Genomic DNA, 17,156 nt, shown 5'->3' with positions numbered 1-17,156 from the left:
ATAGATAGCATGGCTCAACAGACCCTATTGTCTTTAAAAAATTAACTTGTAAAAAAGCAACCTTTTATTAAACCTTGAAAGACTGTTAGACCCTATACTTATTTATTCAATGTCATTAATCAACTTTTAGGAAAATATAGAATGAAAACCAATCAAACTATAAAAACGTTATTGTTAACCTCTTCATTAACTGTATTACTGGGGTTAACGGCGTGTCAGAAGCAGGCAGAAGAGACACCAGAACCAGAAGTCAATACGGATGCCCCAATGTCAGCTGAACCTGCTGAAAATAGTGATTCAGCCATTGTAGCAGATGATATTGAGAACTTAGAAGAACAGCCTGAGTATGAAGGTGTCGAGGATAATGCAGACATCGATCCTTCAACCTCTCCTATACAAGATAGCAGTAGTATAGATGCTATTGCCAACGCACCAGTAACTGACTCTCAAATTGGTCCAGCAGAAGGGACTGTGCTTGAAGAGAATGCGCCTACTCAAAACGTACCTGCTGAATAAATAAGTTATTAGGGCGTGTCCCTAATTGGTACTCATAAGATTGATGGTCAAAAATGGCTATATTCTCTGCAAAATTTACTGTGACTAGGAAAACCTATCTCATTTTTAGCCTTACCAACCAAATAGGTACACGCCCTAGTTAAAACAAAAGGTTCTTATCAGTTATGTATAAGAACCTTTTTTTATGTTCTAACATTACTAGAGAATTGGAAGTTAGTAATTAACTATTTACGATTAGCTATAGTCAAAGAACTTTAAAGTAGTCACAAGGCAACCGAGTGCAAGTACTACTAAGGTAGGCTTAACGAGGTTAACACCGTGACTCTTTATAAGTTCGCCGACTATATAAAGAACTAGCGATTAAAACCGTTATCATTAACATAGTTTTCTTCTAAATAGCCTTCTTCGTGGACATCCAACTCTTCATGTTTTAACTCTACATTAAATTCGTCCGTATGCTTGTGTACCGTCTTTTTAATATCTACATTTTGAACCGCATAGGTATGTTTTTCAACGGTCGCAACTTCGCGAGATAAGACGATTTCGATAGGTTCATTACCAATGTCTAACTGTCTACCATCTACCGTAATATGTGGCGAATGCTCTAAGCTCGGCTCTAAATAACGAATTATATCTTCTTCATTAACTGAGTGAGCTAACTTAGATCTGCTTTCATCATCCGTATAATGCGCTTCAACAATTAATACTTCTTCGGTAAGTTCGATTGGGACCTGAACAGTCTTAGTACGGGTTTGCTTACTTACAATGACCTTACCAATGTTTAGACGCTCTTTACTAACTTCTGCACGTTCTTCTAAAAGCTCTAAATTGCCTACCAATTTAGGATTATTATCTTTTAGCTTATCTGTATTAGTATTTGTCAAGGTATTATCCGTTGTTAAGTGATTAGTAGCATCGATATCTGTATCATTTGGATTAGGGGTAATAGAGGTTTGGTTATGAAGGGTACTGTCGTTTGAATTCTGGCTATTCATTAAAATTTCCTTAAGTTAATATTTTAATATGCGCATGCTATAAGTTAGAATTTAAGGGAAATGGCTTGTAAATATTGATAGAAATTAATTTAAAATAAACCGTAATAAGGTCACATATAAATTCATAACATTAGATATTCAATAAAGAGGCTAAATAATGTTAGATAATAAAAAAGCCAGAGCGTGAACTCTGGCTTTTTCGTGCTTAACTCATAACCGCTGAGTTAACCTTGATAAATTAAGGTCAATAACCTATTATAGACCGCGAGCTGCACGTACATCATCAGCAGTGATATCATCACGATTTACAATGTTGCCTTCACGGTCAACAACATTACCATCACGGTCGATATCTAACTCTTCACGCTTGATGGTTTCGTGTATTGTTTCTGTATGACGTTCAGTAGTTTTGCCAACATTTACTTCTTCAGTAACATATGTTTCTTTATTTACACGAGCACGTTCTGCTTCAAGTTCAACTTGAATAGAGTCCGCACCAGCGTCATCACCAATTCTACGATCTGTAGGACGGTTTACATCGGTACGCTCAATATGTGCATGCTCTTCTTCAAGCTCAACCTCTACTTTACGATCTTCAGATACAACGTGTTTGCCCACGCTCACTAAACCTGCAACAATACGATCTTTATTTACTGTTAAACGTTCTTCAAGAAGCTCTAGTGTATTAGGTGCATCATAATAATCTTCTTTAAAATCTAGACGTTCTTCAGCAGGTACAGTGTCTGCTACAAATGCTTGACGATCTTTGTTAACTTGCTCTTCATAACTATACTGATAATCAGGATCATAAACATCCATTGCTTCAACTTGTGATTTAGTTAAGTTGTCAAAGAACACATCATCACCTGTAATACGAGCTAGACCAGCTGGTACTAATACTTGCTTAGAGCTAAACCAACCACCAGCATCTACGATTAAGTAGCGGATACGACCAGTAGCTTCTTCTACTAATGCACCATCAACTTTACCAATCTTTTCTTCGTTTACACCATAAGCTGTTTTACCAGTTGGATCATAATAGTCATCACCTAATAGATCATTACTAGTGCTTTGAATGTCATTTAAACGGAATAAGTTACTCATTATTTTATCCTTATATTATTGTGAATTTAAAACTAAAAATCTAAAATTAAGTCGAGTAAAAAATTCTCAAATTTATTGGTTATTGTAAATTTTTGAGAATTGTGACATATCTCTTAGCTAGCCATCACTGAATTCCTAATTGAAAAATTCTAACAAGAATTTATTATCAAAGAAGCTAATTATTAATAAGCATTCTAAATAAAGAAATTTGTTAGTAGTTCTTGTTTTAATATTACTTCTTAAAAGTATTAAAATTAATATGAATTTTTAAGAATTCTACTCTCGACGACTTGGTAATAGATTAACAAGTGGTAAGCACTACTTAAATAGTAAACACGTATCACAGTATTAAGTTACGTAATTCAGTGTTAAACGATGTAAATTCAATAACATGACCTTCATTCAGTTTTACATTTACTAACAGACATTGTTAAAATAAAAAAAGAGCCTCATAGGAGACTCTTATTATTTATTATATTTAGAGGTTTTAGCAGTAATTGTTGCTTACTCAAGAACTTCATTACCAGCTATTTTTTAATTATATTGTTTACAAAGAAATACTGGGTTTAAGTATTGATTTAAGGCAGTTCGATAGCCACTGCTACTGCTTCACCGCCACCAATACATAATGATGCGACACCTTTCTTGCCACCAGTACGTTTTAGTGAATTAATCAATGTGACTAGAATACGCGCACCCGAACAGCCTACAGGATGTCCTAAAGCACAAGCACCACCTTCAATGTTTACTTTGTCGTGTGAAATGTTCAATTCATCCATCGTTACCATGGTAACCATAGCAAACGCTTCATTAATCTCCCACAAATCAACCTCATCTACTGACCAGCCAGCTTTGTCTAAAACTTTTTCAATAGACCCAATAGGGGCAATAGTAAATTCAGATGGATGACGTGAGTTTGAAGCACTGGCGATAATACGAGCTTCAATGTTTAAGTTTTTTTCTTTGGCCGTACTCTCTGAGGTTACGACTACAGCAGCAGCACCATCTGAAATCGAGCTGGCATTCGCTGCGGTAATAGTCCCATCTTTAGCAAAGGCGGCACGCAACTTAGGGATACGTTCTGCATCCGCTTTTGCAGGCTGTTCATCGCTTTCAACAACTAACTCACCTTTACGGGTCTTAATTGTGACTGGGGTAACTTCATTATCAAAATGACCTTCATTGATGGCTGTTAACGCGCGGTTAAGAGACTCGATCGCAAAGTCATCCATCTGCTCACGGGTATACCCTTTTTCATTGGCCATCTCTTGAGCAAATTGTCCCATAAGCTTGCCGGTGTCCGCATCTTCTAAACCATCTAAAAACATATGGTCTTTAACTTCGCTATGACCCATACGGTAGCCTTGACGAGCTTTAGGCAATATATAAGGCGCATTGGTCATAGACTCCATACCACCAGCCACGATGATATCCGCATTACCTGCTTTAATAGAATCATTAGCTTGCATGACTGCTTTTAGACCTGAGCCGCACAGTTTGTTAATAGTCACGGCGCCTGTGCTGTCTGGAATGCCGGCATTACGCATTGCCTGACGTGCTGGGCCTTGACCCACTCCCGCTGTCAAAATACAGCCCATAATAACTTCGTCAATTTGTTGTGGATCTATACCCGCACGTTCAACCGATGCTTTGATAGCAGCAGCACCTAATTCAGGCGATGTCGCACTAGAAAGATCACCTTGAAATCCGCCCATAGGAGTACGGGCACCGCTGACAATAACTACTGAATCTGATGACATAATTCTATCCTTAATTATTCGTGTTGTATTAAAACAATTGATTCATACATTGAACCAAATATTAAATTTAAATCCTTGTCTTGAGTCTGGCTTACTTCTTATAGCTCAATCTGATAGCCCCTAGTCTAACTCATGCAAACGGATACGTACCACATCAGAGGTAATTTGTTCCAATGTTTCTATTTTATTAATGGCGACATTCATCTGGCTTTCAACGACAGGCAATGTCAATATAATAATCGGTACTTGACCCATTTGATGTGCAGGCTTTTGTAAAATGGCGTCAATATTTATACCTGCATCGCTCAGAATACGAGTAACATCCGCTAATACTCCTGGTGTGTCATCTGCTTGTAAGCGTAGATAGTATCCCGCTACCATGTCATCTGCACTTAAAACTGGCGTATCAGATAGCTCATTTGGCATAAACGCTAAGTGTGGCACGTGATGACCATTTTCGACAGTTAAGACACGGATGAGATCCATCACATCTGCCATGACCGCCGACGCAGTGGCTCCAGCACCAGCACCATCACCATAATAGAGGGTTTGGCCTAGTGGATGAGAATTGACTAAAACTGCATTTTTGACACCATTGACATTAGCAAGCAGTTTATCTTGTGGAATCAGCGTTGGATGTACTCGAAGCTCTATGCCATTAGCTGTATCGTCATCATTATAACGACGTACTGCGAAGCCTAAATGCTTAATGCGGTATCCAAGCTCTTCGGCATAAGTCACATCTTGCAAGGTAACGTTAGTGATGCCTTCACAATATACTTTATCAAACTGCAAGGGTATGCCAAAAGCAATGGATGCAAGTAGCGCTAATTTGTGCGCGGCATCAATTCCTTCAACATCGAAGGTTGGGTCAGCTTCGGCATAGCCTAATTCTTGTGCTTCTGCTAACACATCTTCAAAGCTACGACCTTTATCGCGCATCTCAGACATAATAAAGTTGCCAGTACCATTAATAATACCCGTCAACCAATCGACTTTGTTGGCGGCTAATGCTTCACGCATTACTTTAATAATCGGAATACCGCCTGCTACTGCCGCTTCATAAGCAACATGGACTTGGTATTGATCCGCCAAAGAGAAAATCTCATTACCATGTTCAGCAAGTAAGGCTTTGTTGGCCGTTACCACATGTTTGCCATGTTTAATAGCATGTAAAATAACTTCTTTGGCAATCGTTTGACCACCGATGACTTCGATAATAATATCAACATCATCACTCTCAGCAATAGCCATCAAGTCGCTTTCTTGTTTAATATTAGGATCAATATCATCACGTCGGCGACGGACGCCAACTTGAGTAATTACAATGTCATGACCACTGCGTCTTTTAAGTTCTGATAAGTTGTCGTTTAGCAGGTTAAGTACGCCAGTACCTACAGTACCCAGTCCTAGTATGGCAAGTTTTATAGATTTACTCACGATATCCTCAGTTGTTTTATAGTGTTATATTTAGAGTCGATATAAGTGTAATTGGTTTGAATAGAATTGGCTAGGTGGAACTTATCATTCATTCTAAAGCTTTCAATTCTAAATTGCATTATTTGACGCGCATACTCAATAGGTATAGTCAATGTAGTCTACAATAGTGACAAGACATCGAGTGCAATTACTACTACTGAATTACTACTTATGAAGGCTTAGCGATGTTAACGTTAACACAGTAACCGTTTAGCAGTTCACGGACTATATAAACCATGTTTTATTTGTTTGCAAGGGCCGCTTTAGCAAGTTGATTAGCGGGAAGGTACCCCCCAATTTGATGTCCCGATTCAGTGAATATAGCAGGCGTGCCGCTAACCCCAAGACGCATACCTAGTCGCATATGATCACGTACAGGACTATCGCAAGCGGGCGCCATCGGATTTTGTCCTGATTTCGCTTGGTTCATAGCAGCAATACGATCCTCGCTACACCATACAGATTCCATTTTTGGAACGCTACGCTCACTGCGAGGCCAAGCTAGATAATGTACCGCAATACCTAGGTTGTTAATATCATCCATTTCTTGATGTAACTTAGTGCAATAGGGACAATCAGCATCGGTAAAGACGTAAACGGACGCCTTTGTATTGCCTTTGGCAGGATAAGTAATCATCTCTTGCTTATCTACCTCAGCAAGCGTCGTTTTAACGTTTGCAGCAATCAGATCAGCGCTGATATCGATTGGACGGTCTTGACCGATTTGGACAATCTGACCTTGAATAATATAACGGCCATCTTTATCACTAAAAAATGAAGGTATGCCTTCACCAGTTACCCAATATATGTCATCCATTTTGGTAGGAATAGCAGATATAATATTTTGTTCAAATCCAGATGCCTTAAAATTTGCTTCAAGGGCATTTACCACGTCGGCATCTGAGTTCTGAAGCGGCGCTGAGGTATTATTAACTGCTGTAGAGCTATCCGTATTAGGCGTGTTCGCCTCAGTAGTATTGCTGTTGCACCCAGCAATTGCGACAGCAAGCGTGATAAGTCCTGCTTTAGACGCATAGAAGCTGTTTCTAAAAGATAACTTATTAATAAACGATGACATAAACTTATCTCTATATATTAGGGTATGTAGGTTTTGGTTATTTAGTCGCTCTTGGTGGCATGCCTGTATGCTGCGTCTGAAAGTTGCCTTTACTTACTTGTTTATTTCGCGCTTTATTCGCAGTCTTTATATTATTAGCCTTTTGGTTTTTAGGCCGCTGCGCCGTTGAAGACTTGCCTGCCGTTTTATTAGACCGCTTATTAGCTTGGTTATTGGCTTGATTGCTGTGTTGACGCTTCACAGAATCCGAACCAATTCGGCTGTTCTTCTTGCGTGCCGATTGATACGTCTCGCTATTTTTACCTTCAAGTCTTGAATTAAACGGGGGTATCAAACAATGCCGCGCCGTCCCAATAAGATCTTGCCGACCCAGACGTTTTAAAGCCGCACGTAGCATACCCCAGTTCATAGGATCATGATAACGTAAAAAGGCCTTATGTAGTTTACGCTGTTTACCTGATTTTACAATATCGACATCACCTTGGGTGCGAGTCACTTTGTGCAGCGGGTCTTTGTGCGTGTGATACATGGTTGTTGCAGTCGCCATAGGGCTTGGATAGAAGGCTTGCACCTGATCGGTTCTAAAGTCATGCCGCTTAAGCCACAGCGCCAAATTCATCATATCCTCATCCGTCGTACCCGGATGGGCAGCAATAAAGTAGGGGATAAGGTACTGCTCTTTACCTGCCTCAGCACTAAACTGTTCAAACATCTGTTTAAACTCATCATACGTACCCATGCCAGGCTTCATCATTTTAGACAGCACTCCTTCCTCAGAGTGCTCAGGCGCAATCTTAAGATAGCCCCCGACATGATGCGTCACCAGCTCTTTGACATATTCAGGGTCTTTAACCGCTAGATCATAACGCAGTCCAGACGCGATGAGGATTTTTTTGACCCCTTCAACTTCTCGAGCATTCCGATACAGCTGAGTCAAATGGCGATGATCGGTAATTAAGTTATCGCATATACCGGGGTAAACACAAGAGGGTTTACGACAGTTTTTCTCAATGGTTTCATCTTTACAGCTCAGGCGATACATGTTGGCTGTTGGTCCACCTAAGTCTGAAATAACCCCTGTGAAATTCGGCGCCGTATCACGAATTGCCTCAACTTCACGTAGGATAGACTCCTCAGAGCGATTTTGAATAATACGTCCCTCATGCTCGGTAATCGAACAGAAGGTACAACCACCAAAGCAGCCGCGCATGATATTGACCGAAAACTTAATCATGTCAAACGCGGGAATACGGGCATCACCGTAGCTAGGATGTGGCACACGCGCATAAGGTAAGTCGAACACATAATCCATTTCCTCCATCGATAACGGAAGCGGTGGCGGGTTTAACCACACATCGATGTCTGTTTTTGTGTTGCCGCCGTCCTTATTTTTACCTGAGCTATGACGCTGAACCAAAGCGCGCGCGTTACCCGGGTTGGTTTCCATATGCAAAATACGATTGGCGTGCGCGTATAACACAGGGTCAGATTTAACGTCATTATAATCAGGTAAGCGAATGACAGACTTATCACGCGGCGGTAGTTTTATTTTGTGTTTACGTGCAGTTTTCGGTTTTGTATCTGCATTCGTATCTTCAAGTCCCATCATCTTAACTGGCTGTACATCATCATTTACCTGATCCGCATTCAAGACCTTGTATTGAACCGGCTCTGCTTTAAAGCCTTGATATTGTTGTTCAAAAGCAGAAGGGCGCTCTATGCTAGATTTGCTGTCATTATAAGCCTGCTTGCTATTGCCTTTATCTTTCTCAATAGAGCAGCTGTCTAAATCCTCGGTCATCACATACGGATTAATAATCGGATCAACGCGGCCCACCGTATCGACATCGTTACTTTCAATCTCGATCATATCTGCCTTCCAGTGGCGGCGAGACGGCGTAATCAAATAAGCCGTACCTCTAAGATCGCTCATCTGCTCAAAGGTATAGCCCTTTGACAAGCCATGTACCACATCCACGATGGCACGCTCAGCGTTACCATACAAAAGAACATCGGCACGGCTATCTAATAATACGCTACGGCGCACTTTATCCGACCAATAATCATAGTGTGCAATACGGCGTAAGCTTCCCTCAATACCACCCAGTATAATTGGTACATCAGGATACGCCTCACGGCAACGCTGACTATAAACAATAGCGGCGCGATCAGGGCGTTTGTCTGGCGCATTATTGGGCGAATAAGCATCATCACTACGTATACGGCGATCGGCAGTATAGCGGTTAATCATGCTGTCCATGTTGCCAGCCGTCACACCATAAGCATAGACAGGTTTACCCAGTTCCATAAACGCATCTTTGCTCGTCCAATCAGGCTGAGCGATGATACCCACACGAAAGCCCTGCGCCTCAAGCAAACGGCCTATAATCGCCATCCCAAAGCTTGGATGGTCAACATAGGCGTCGCCTGAGACAATAATCACATCGCACGCATCCCAGCCCAGCTCATCCATCTCACGGCGACTCATAGGCAGAAACGGCGCTGGCTCGTAGCAGCTGGCCCAGTGTTTATCGTAGTCGTATAAGGGCGTAACACCTTGTTTAAAGGCAGTGCGGGCGATGGTTTCAGCAGACATGGGAATAACCTAGATAATGATTTGAAAATCTAAAGAGCAATTAAAATGATCAATAGTAAAACGAGAGTTAGTACAAGAGGGGTGATAAAAAAGAATGACGCTCATTTTAACATGAATAGGGTTTATGTTGAGCATTTTAAATAGATGATTGATATATAATTACTGTTTAACCATTCCTTTATTAGAATAATTTACGTATGAGTCTAATAATTAAAAGTACCTCATTCAAAATATGTTTCTTTCAAGTAATCTTTTTTGGGTAGACTAAAACATCCATAGAGTTTATTCTCCTCTGTTTGATTATCGTCGAAGTATTTTATGACTACAGTATGTTAAAAATAAAATGTCATCATGGTCATAATTAAATTTTTTTTGTCAAGAGGTATAGCAAGTCAGCGATGTCATAAAATTATATAACCATTATATAGCGCAATAGCTAATAGCTTGTTCATCGGAAAAAATACATGTTGTAAGGAGTAGATGGCGTTGAATGTTTAAGTGTATAGAAAAACGCTATTTAAAATAAATTAGGTAGGTTAATTAAGTATGTCATTTTTGAATTGTATCAACTTTAAATACTTAATGCATACTTCGTTGTATGTCATGGGTATCACAATGGTAATGATACTAGCATCTATGGCCAATGCTAAAGTCGACTTATCTCAGTACGAACATCTAAGGCCTGGATACTATAATATGATGTACAATAGATTGCTTATTGTATTGGTATTAATACATCTGATTTTAATTGTATATTTTATTAAAAAGAACAAATACCATTCAAAACAATTTGCTATAAGACATGCAAAAATTGCATTGATTTTCCCTATAATCGGTTTATTTATTATGCCATTTAATTACGGTATATCTTGCATAATACAACTTAATCGTTGCTACTATTTTGATGCATTTGTGATGGTAATTATGTTGTACGTTTATCTTATATATGTCTCCCTAATGCCATACTTTCTTAATCGTTTCCAGTAATACGCTTATATTTAGCCACTAACTCTTCTTCGGATTCAACGTGATTGGGGTCTTTAGGGATACAATCTACGGGACATATTTGTACGCATTGCGGTTCATCAAAATGCCCTACACATTCAGTGCATAAATCAGGGTTGATTTCATAAATCTCATCCCCCTCATAAATAGCTTCATTGGGGCATTCAGGTTCACAAACATCACAGTTAATACATTCATCAGTGATAAAAAGTGCCATTTCAGCTCCTTATTTAACATAGAGTCGACGCAATAATAAGTTTTAACGATTAAAGTATTAACCTTACTAAGCTAAATGAATAGCAAATGAATTAGATTTCTTTGGATTAAATTATCGCCTGTTAATCTTATTTGTAGACTCAATGATTTTAATAGGTCGTGTATATATGATCGAATATGTCATAACTAACACCTAGACTTTGATAAATCTCAAAGCGTTCTTCTACACTTATATTTTAACACTATTTCCACTCATTATTGCGTTTGTCATCAAAGGCTTTCTGAACACATGGGGGTACAAATTTGTCTACATCCCCACTTAGTTTTGCAATCTCTCTTATCATGGTAGAGGAGATGAATGAGAATTCGGGCGCTGGTGTTAAAAATACCGCTTCAAAGTTCTCATCAAGCTCACGGTTCATATTAGCGAGCTGAAACTCATATTCGAAATCTGACATAGCACGTAAACCGCGCAGTACAGCTGTGGCATTTTGTTCACGCATAAATTCAACCAAAAGCCCTTCAAACCCAACTACCGAAACTTGGGGCAAATCATCAAAAACGGTCTCAACCAATTCAACTCGTTCCTCAAAGCTAAACATAGGTTTTTTATGATGACCTAAAGCGACAGCAATCACGACTTCATCAAACAGCTTAACAGCCCTTTGAACTAAATCGCGATGTCCATTAGTGATAGGATCGAATGTGCCTGGGTAGACGACTTTGGTGTGCAGTGACGAAGGTTTGTTCATGATGGTTTTTTAAGGATAGTTGAATGAGGGGTTATCGTAGCAAATTTTACGCATTGACGTAAGTGATAACTGCTTACAAAGCTATGAAAAAGTATTGGTCTTAAATTTGGTATAATTGAGGCTCGACCTATCTTCATAGCACAATATAATGTGAGATATATTTTGTGCTGCAAGCTTAGAGGTTTATGTTAATGTATGAGCTAAATCATTATCTGAATCAAACCATTAGTTAAGTTATTATCTATGCTCAAACGACAACTCAGCATAAACGTTATATCCACTTAAATATTATAAAGATAGGGACACGCTCTAGTAATTTAAGAGACTAATTTATATGGCTAAAAAATCTAGAAAACCATCGAATCAAATTGCCGCTAATAAAAAAGCGCGGCACGAGTATTTTATTGAAGAAACCTTTGAAGCAGGCATAGAGCTGCAAGGTTGGGAAGTTAAAGCGATTCGGGCAGGCAAGATGAGTATCACCGAAGCTTATGTGGTGTTTAGGGGTAATGAAGCGTTTTTATTTGGCGCTCATATTCAGCCTTTATTATCCAGCTCAACGCATATAGATCCAGACAGTATTCGTACTCGTAAACTGCTCCTGCACCGCAAAGAAATCGACACCTTGTTTGGCGCTGTTAATCAAAAAGGCTATGCCTGCGTGCCGCTAGAAGTGTATTGGAAGAATTCACTGGTAAAATGCAAAATTGGTTTAGCCAAAGGTAAGAAACTGCACGATAAGCGTAAAACTATTAAGGAAAGAGACTGGGAGCGAGACCAACAGCGCGGGTTTAAGCAGCATTTGAATTAATCGTTAATTATCACTTTTTTTAATAGTGAATCGTTAGCTTAATAAAAAAAAATGGCAGTTATTTACTGCCTTTTTTTATTTCTGTCAGTTCCATGAATCAATTCTATACAGCCCCTAATTGAAAAAGATTTTTTCTTTTAATACTTTGATGGTATAAAAAATTAATGAATATCAAAAATAGAAATAAAAACCTAAATGAACAACCCTCATTAGTGATTCGGTTATTGCAAAAGATATTGTTTCCGAGTAGAAGAATGTCATTAACACAAAAGCAAAAGCTAGCGAAAATTGTATCTGGTAAGACCATTTTAATCACTGGTGCCAGTTTCGGTATTGGCGAGTCCCTTGCCTATCTTCTGGCATCTGTTTTGACAGACTCACACTCAAGCTTTAAAAGCCCTCCTAAGCTATTATTAATAGGAAGAACTACTGATAAATTAAAACAAGTACAGTCTCAAGTTTTGAAGTTGGGAGGACGGGCGCAGATTTATTCATTAGATCTAAGAGACAAAGAGCAATTGCAGCAGTTTATAAACTACTTGCAAGCTGAGAATGTGGATATATTCATTAATAATGCAGGTCAATCTATTAAGCGGTCCATCATGCAATCACTGGACCGCAGCCATGATTTTCAGCGCACCATCAGTCTAAATTATTTAGCGCCCGTGAAGCTGCGTCATTATAACTACTACCGCCAATATCAAATTAAAAAATTATTGCACAAAAACTAAAGCCTATTAATAAGATCGTCGCCACACCTAAAACAAAGCCTTCCCAAAATTTTGATTTATCTTTTGGAGCACTATTTATGGCGCTTTTTTTTACTGTAGTGTTAGGCTTACTTGTAGCGTTATCAGTAGTAGAGTCTGACTGATTGTCTTCATTTTTAGACGGTTTATTATTCATCAGCTAATCTTAATTTAGGTTATAAGTTAGTAGGATATATAGACTCTTTAGATTAACATAATCTAAAGGTAATAATTTTTTTAGAATATAAACGATTAAGACAATAAATAAAAAAAAGGTAGTAGGGTCTGTTGAACATTCAAATATGGAACTGGCGGCGGTTATTTTTTAGGCAATATGCAGGGAAATTTTAGATACTTAGTTATTCTAAGTTAGAACCACTAATTATTGAAAGTCACAATATATTGACAAAAAATAGACCCGCCTCTGAGAACGGATTAAGCAAAGCACTGCTTTGCCCGTTCGCAAGGCGAGAGCTGTGCTCGAGTTAGACTGATGCTAAAATTGCCCCAAACGTTGTTATAAACCTAGCTAAGGTCCAATACGCTTCGGGCATTATCGTCGGTTTATGCCTAGTTTGGAACAATTTTAGCTATCAGCAGTCCTAATATTTGAATGTTCAACAGACCCTAATATAAACAATTACTACCTTTATCATTTACAAATTTTGAAGAACTTAGTTATAAGAAGAACTAGTTATAAAATTATATCGCCATCAATGGTTTTTATAAATTTGGTTGCCATAAATACAATTTAAGGGTTAAGCGAATCAAATGATAATGCATCAAGTGCAAGCACATAAATAACACCCGAACTTAGAGCATTCATTCACTTAACGCATCGTCACATACTCTTCAGAGCCAGTAGGATGAATAGCAACCGTATTGTCAAAGTCCGCTTTGGTTGCGCCCATTTTGATAGCAACAGCAAAACCTTGAATCATTTCATCGACACCATAACCGATGCCATGTAAACCGATGATTTTTTCTTCTTCACCTAAGCATACCAGTTTCATAAAGCACTTTTGACGATGCTGGGTGACGGCACTGTACATAGGGGTAAAGGTCGAAGTATAGCATTTGATATCTTCTTCCCCATACTGCTCAATGGCTTGCATTTCAGACAGGCCGATAGTACCAATAGGGGGGTGGGTAAAGATAACCGTTGGAATCAAATTATAGTCTAAATGCTCATCAGGTTTGTTATTAAATAAGCGCTCAGACAACCTGCGGCCGGCAGCGACAGCAACTGGAGTCAAGTCGATACTATTTTTAATGATATCACCCACTGAATAAATACCTTCGATATTGGTGTTTTGATATTTATCGACTTTTATTTTGCCGATTGAGTTGGTTTCGACCCCAGTCACTTCAAGATTGATAGTATCAGTATTTGGTTTACGACCAATCGCCCAAATTAAGCAGTCTACTGTGTTGCTGCGCTCATCTTCCAAGTTAATCGTCAGGCTACCGTCATCGTTTTTAACGACTTCTTTTAAAGTGCTATGAGTGTGAATATCGATACCGTCTTTCGCCATCTCTTCTAACAAAACATTAACCACACTATGATCGAATGAGCGTAGTGGGGAATGTTTACGCACGTATAGACTGACTTCTGAGCCTAAGCTGCGTAATACGCCTGCGATTTCAACCGATACGTAGCCGGCACCAACGATAGCTACTCGTTTTGGTAATTCGTCTAATGCAAAAAAACCATCAGAGTCAATGCCATATTCAGCACCTTTGATATCAGGGAAGATAGGACGACCGCCAGTAGCAATGAGTATATGGTCAGCAGTAATATGTTCGCCATTTACTTCAACCGTTTTTGCATCTACGAATTTGGCAAAGCCATTAATCACTTCGACGTTGTTTTTACCCAGATTTCTCTCGTAAGCGGCGTGGATATTGCTAATATATTTTTCACGGGTTTCGATCAGCTTACTAAAGTCAAAGCCTTTTACATCAACGTCAAAACCATAATCAGGGGCGTACTTATGCATGGCTTCGGCAACTTGGGCGCCATACCACATAACTTTTTTGGGCACGCAGCCTAAATTAACGCAAGTGCCTCCTAAATGGTTGGCCTCAATAATTGCGCACTTTTTACCATACATAGCCGCACGGTTAATTGAAGCGATACCGCCACTGCCACCGCCAATAGAAATATAGTCATAATGTTTAGTCATATTTAAACCTTATATTTATTATGTGAAATTTTAGATGTTTGATAATAGCTATATTGATTAATAACCGATTAAATAGAAGCTTTTTAAATAAGAGCCTTATAAATTTTGGTATAAAGCCTAGTTTGAAAATTCAGATCTAATGTTACCTTATATTTGTTTTTGACTCTATTTGAGTCACGTATAAGATATGCTAATCTGCTACTGTAGGTCTGGATTAAGGTATTTAAAAGTATGGATGGTATTAAATTAGCTTTGATAGCTTTAACCCTTAATTTCATCTCATTAATAACAGGATTGACATGCACATTGCTATTATGACGATAACCTTCACTCTGCCAAGTTGTAGCTCTTTAAAAGAAAAGCGGCAGCGAATCGGTGGAATACACCACCGCTTTGGTCGCAATCCTGCTGTTGCTGTTTCTGAAAGTGGTGAGCGAGAACGACATGATGCCAGTGAATGGACATTTTAATATTTGGCGCGTCTAAAGGTGATGTAGATGCTTTATGCAGTCAACTTGAACTAAAGATTGAACAAAGCGTAGATGCCCGTATGATGGAGGTTATACGTGAATTTATATAATCTAATTACATACTGGCTATGCACATTTGATTAAAGCAAACGTTATGTATCTTTAATCACCCTTTTTGAGTCCCCACCAAGATAATGCAGTAACTAATATGGCACCCAATAGCATAAGCCCAATAGTAACCAACCACTGAGCACCTTCAGGATAGTGCCAAGGGGCTACATTAATTATCGCATCACCAGCCAAAGTGCCTAACTCATCCACCTTCCAAGGCCAGACCTTCATCAAAGATCCAGCAATAAAGCCAGTTAATAACGCTAACGTCCCTTGATAGTAACGTGATAACAACCATTTAAGGGCTTTAGTGAACAATAACAGTCCAGTGACCATACCAGCCATTAGGGTAATGATGATAGATAAATTGAAGTTATGAACCGCCTCCAATACCCGATCATAAACCCCTAGCAACAATAGGATAAAAGAGCCTGAAATACCTGGTAACACCATGGCGCAAATGGCAATCGCCCCTGAAAAGAAGATATAGATCAGGCTTGGTTCTGTGGTGACCAAAGGCATGCTACTAATACCAACAGCAGCAATAATACCAATTAAAAATAAGCTAACTCTGGCTAAATTCCAGCGTTTGATTTCACCTAATAATATAAACACAGTGGCAACAACCAAACCAAAGAAGAAAGACCAAATTAACAACGGTTGATTGTCTAATAGGTTTTTAATAATCCCGGCTAAGGTTGCAAAACTAGTAACAATACCTAAAAGCAAAACCAATAAAAAAGTGGCATCTACTTCGCGCCAGATAGCGAGCAATCCTTTTAGACCGCCTTTTTGACGATAAACCTGCCATAAGTTTGGACCAATACGACTAATTGCACCAATCAAACGCTCGTAGATACCTGAAATAAGCGCGATGGTACCACCCGATACACCAGGTACAATATCCGCTGCACCCATCGCCATGCCTTTGATATAAACAGCTACAAGATTTTTCGGATTGTTTTTTGGACTGTGGCTTGCGTTATCTACAAGGTTCGAAGGATTATTGGGCTGAGCTGCTTTTAATGAAGAAGACGACGCTTTTGATTCAGGTCGTTGAGAATTAGGGGTCGTCATCGACATTCCTTACTGGATAAGTAAATAAGACAATAATAAGTAAGTTGACTGATTAGGTTTAAGGTATTCTAGAATTGAATGCATTTTAACATGAGTATGGGTTTTGCATATTGAGAATAACAGACCGATTTAAGAAAATATACTTCATAGTAATCATTTACAATAATGTAATAAGCTTAATTACTTATTTTAAATCGGCCACTTGACTGCACAAACTCTTTAATAGCTTTTTATATATATTTATAAGGTTT

At 38.9% G+C, this 17,156-nt stretch carries 16 protein-coding genes; 5 read left to right on the top strand and 11 right to left on the bottom strand.

Annotated features, from left to right (window positions below; genetic code table 11):
* The first annotated feature begins 141 nt into the window (after window positions 1-141).
* Entirely contained in the window at window positions 142-516 is a 375-nt protein-coding gene (locus AC2SLP_RS05380; RefSeq protein ID WP_486535613.1) for a hypothetical protein, read from the top strand.
* Between the two features lie 353 nt (window positions 517-869).
* On the opposite strand, the gene AC2SLP_RS05375 is transcribed toward AC2SLP_RS05380, so the two are convergent.
* From AC2SLP_RS05375 to coaD, 8 genes are all read right to left on the bottom strand, one after another.
* Window positions 870-1,511 carry a YsnF/AvaK domain-containing protein gene (locus tag AC2SLP_RS05375; RefSeq protein ID WP_486535612.1) on the bottom strand — a complete coding sequence of 214 codons (642 nt, stop codon included), beginning with the start codon at window positions 1,509-1,511 and terminating at the stop codon, window positions 870-872.
* A gap of 255 nt (window positions 1,512-1,766) precedes the next feature.
* Window positions 1,767-2,615, bottom strand: a complete 849-nt coding sequence (locus AC2SLP_RS05370) for a DUF2382 domain-containing protein (protein ID WP_486535611.1) — start codon at window positions 2,613-2,615, stop codon at window positions 1,767-1,769.
* Between the two features lie 578 nt (window positions 2,616-3,193).
* Window positions 3,194-4,375: a thiolase family protein gene (locus tag AC2SLP_RS05365; RefSeq protein WP_486535610.1), complete on the bottom strand. Its 1,182-nt coding sequence runs from the start codon at window positions 4,373-4,375 to the stop codon at window positions 3,194-3,196.
* Between the two features lie 120 nt (window positions 4,376-4,495).
* Window positions 4,496-5,815, bottom strand: a complete 1,320-nt coding sequence (locus tag AC2SLP_RS05360; protein WP_486535609.1) for a homoserine dehydrogenase — start codon at window positions 5,813-5,815, stop codon at window positions 4,496-4,498.
* 280 nt (window positions 5,816-6,095) lie between these two features.
* Window positions 6,096-6,932, bottom strand: a complete 837-nt coding sequence (locus AC2SLP_RS05355; protein ID WP_486535608.1) for a DsbC family protein — start codon at window positions 6,930-6,932, stop codon at window positions 6,096-6,098.
* A 37-nt stretch (window positions 6,933-6,969) separates the two neighbouring features.
* Window positions 6,970-9,528, bottom strand: coding sequence for a YgiQ family radical SAM protein (locus AC2SLP_RS05350; protein WP_486535607.1), 2,559 nt, complete (start codon window positions 9,526-9,528; stop codon window positions 6,970-6,972).
* A 970-nt stretch (window positions 9,529-10,498) separates the two neighbouring features.
* Window positions 10,499-10,750, bottom strand: a complete 252-nt coding sequence (locus tag AC2SLP_RS05345; protein WP_486535606.1) for a YfhL family 4Fe-4S dicluster ferredoxin — start codon at window positions 10,748-10,750, stop codon at window positions 10,499-10,501.
* A 241-nt stretch (window positions 10,751-10,991) separates the two neighbouring features.
* Window positions 10,992-11,501, bottom strand: a complete 510-nt coding sequence (gene coaD / locus AC2SLP_RS05340) for a pantetheine-phosphate adenylyltransferase (protein WP_486535605.1) — start codon at window positions 11,499-11,501, stop codon at window positions 10,992-10,994.
* A gap of 334 nt (window positions 11,502-11,835) precedes the next feature.
* Here coaD and smpB point away from each other — a divergent pair, with 334 nt between their 5' ends.
* Together smpB and AC2SLP_RS05330 are read left to right on the top strand one after the other, a co-directional pair.
* A complete protein-coding gene (gene smpB / locus AC2SLP_RS05335; protein WP_486535604.1) occupies window positions 11,836-12,312 on the top strand; it encodes an SsrA-binding protein SmpB in 477 nt (158 codons plus the stop codon).
* A gap of 164 nt (window positions 12,313-12,476) precedes the next feature.
* Window positions 12,477-13,043 carry an SDR family NAD(P)-dependent oxidoreductase gene (locus AC2SLP_RS05330; RefSeq protein ID WP_486535603.1) on the top strand — a complete coding sequence of 189 codons (567 nt, stop codon included), beginning with the start codon at window positions 12,477-12,479 and terminating at the stop codon, window positions 13,041-13,043.
* Here the strand turns inward: AC2SLP_RS05330 and AC2SLP_RS05325 are convergent.
* Together AC2SLP_RS05325 and gorA are read right to left on the bottom strand one after the other, a co-directional pair.
* Window positions 13,018-13,218 (bottom strand): hypothetical protein, encoded by a 201-nt coding sequence (locus tag AC2SLP_RS05325; RefSeq protein ID WP_486535602.1) that lies wholly within the window; start codon window positions 13,216-13,218, stop codon window positions 13,018-13,020. The two genes, AC2SLP_RS05330 and AC2SLP_RS05325, sit on opposite strands and share 26 nt — an antisense overlap.
* A gap of 673 nt (window positions 13,219-13,891) precedes the next feature.
* Window positions 13,892-15,247: a glutathione-disulfide reductase gene (gorA, locus tag AC2SLP_RS05320; protein ID WP_486535601.1), complete on the bottom strand. Its 1,356-nt coding sequence runs from the start codon at window positions 15,245-15,247 to the stop codon at window positions 13,892-13,894.
* A gap of 299 nt (window positions 15,248-15,546) precedes the next feature.
* Between gorA and AC2SLP_RS05315 the strand changes: the two genes are divergently transcribed.
* Both AC2SLP_RS05315 and AC2SLP_RS05310 read left to right on the top strand, forming a co-directional pair.
* Window positions 15,547-15,717, top strand: coding sequence for a DUF503 family protein (locus AC2SLP_RS05315; protein ID WP_486535600.1), 171 nt, complete (start codon window positions 15,547-15,549; stop codon window positions 15,715-15,717).
* Window positions 15,705-15,827: a hypothetical protein gene (locus AC2SLP_RS05310; protein WP_486535599.1), complete on the top strand. Its 123-nt coding sequence runs from the start codon at window positions 15,705-15,707 to the stop codon at window positions 15,825-15,827. The genes AC2SLP_RS05315 and AC2SLP_RS05310 overlap by 13 nt, the downstream gene beginning before the upstream one ends.
* 52 nt (window positions 15,828-15,879) lie before the next feature.
* On the opposite strand, the gene AC2SLP_RS05305 is transcribed toward AC2SLP_RS05310, so the two are convergent.
* Complete coding sequence (locus tag AC2SLP_RS05305) at window positions 15,880-16,905, bottom strand: DUF368 domain-containing protein (RefSeq protein WP_486535598.1); 1,026 nt, start codon at window positions 16,903-16,905, stop codon at window positions 15,880-15,882.
* Window positions 16,906-17,156: the final 251 nt, after the last annotated feature.

It is taken from the genome of Psychrobacter sp. CX21 (assembly GCF_057396255.1).
The sequence above is the reverse complement of the archived record's forward strand: the minus strand, read 5'-3'. Positions and strand labels throughout refer to the sequence as shown.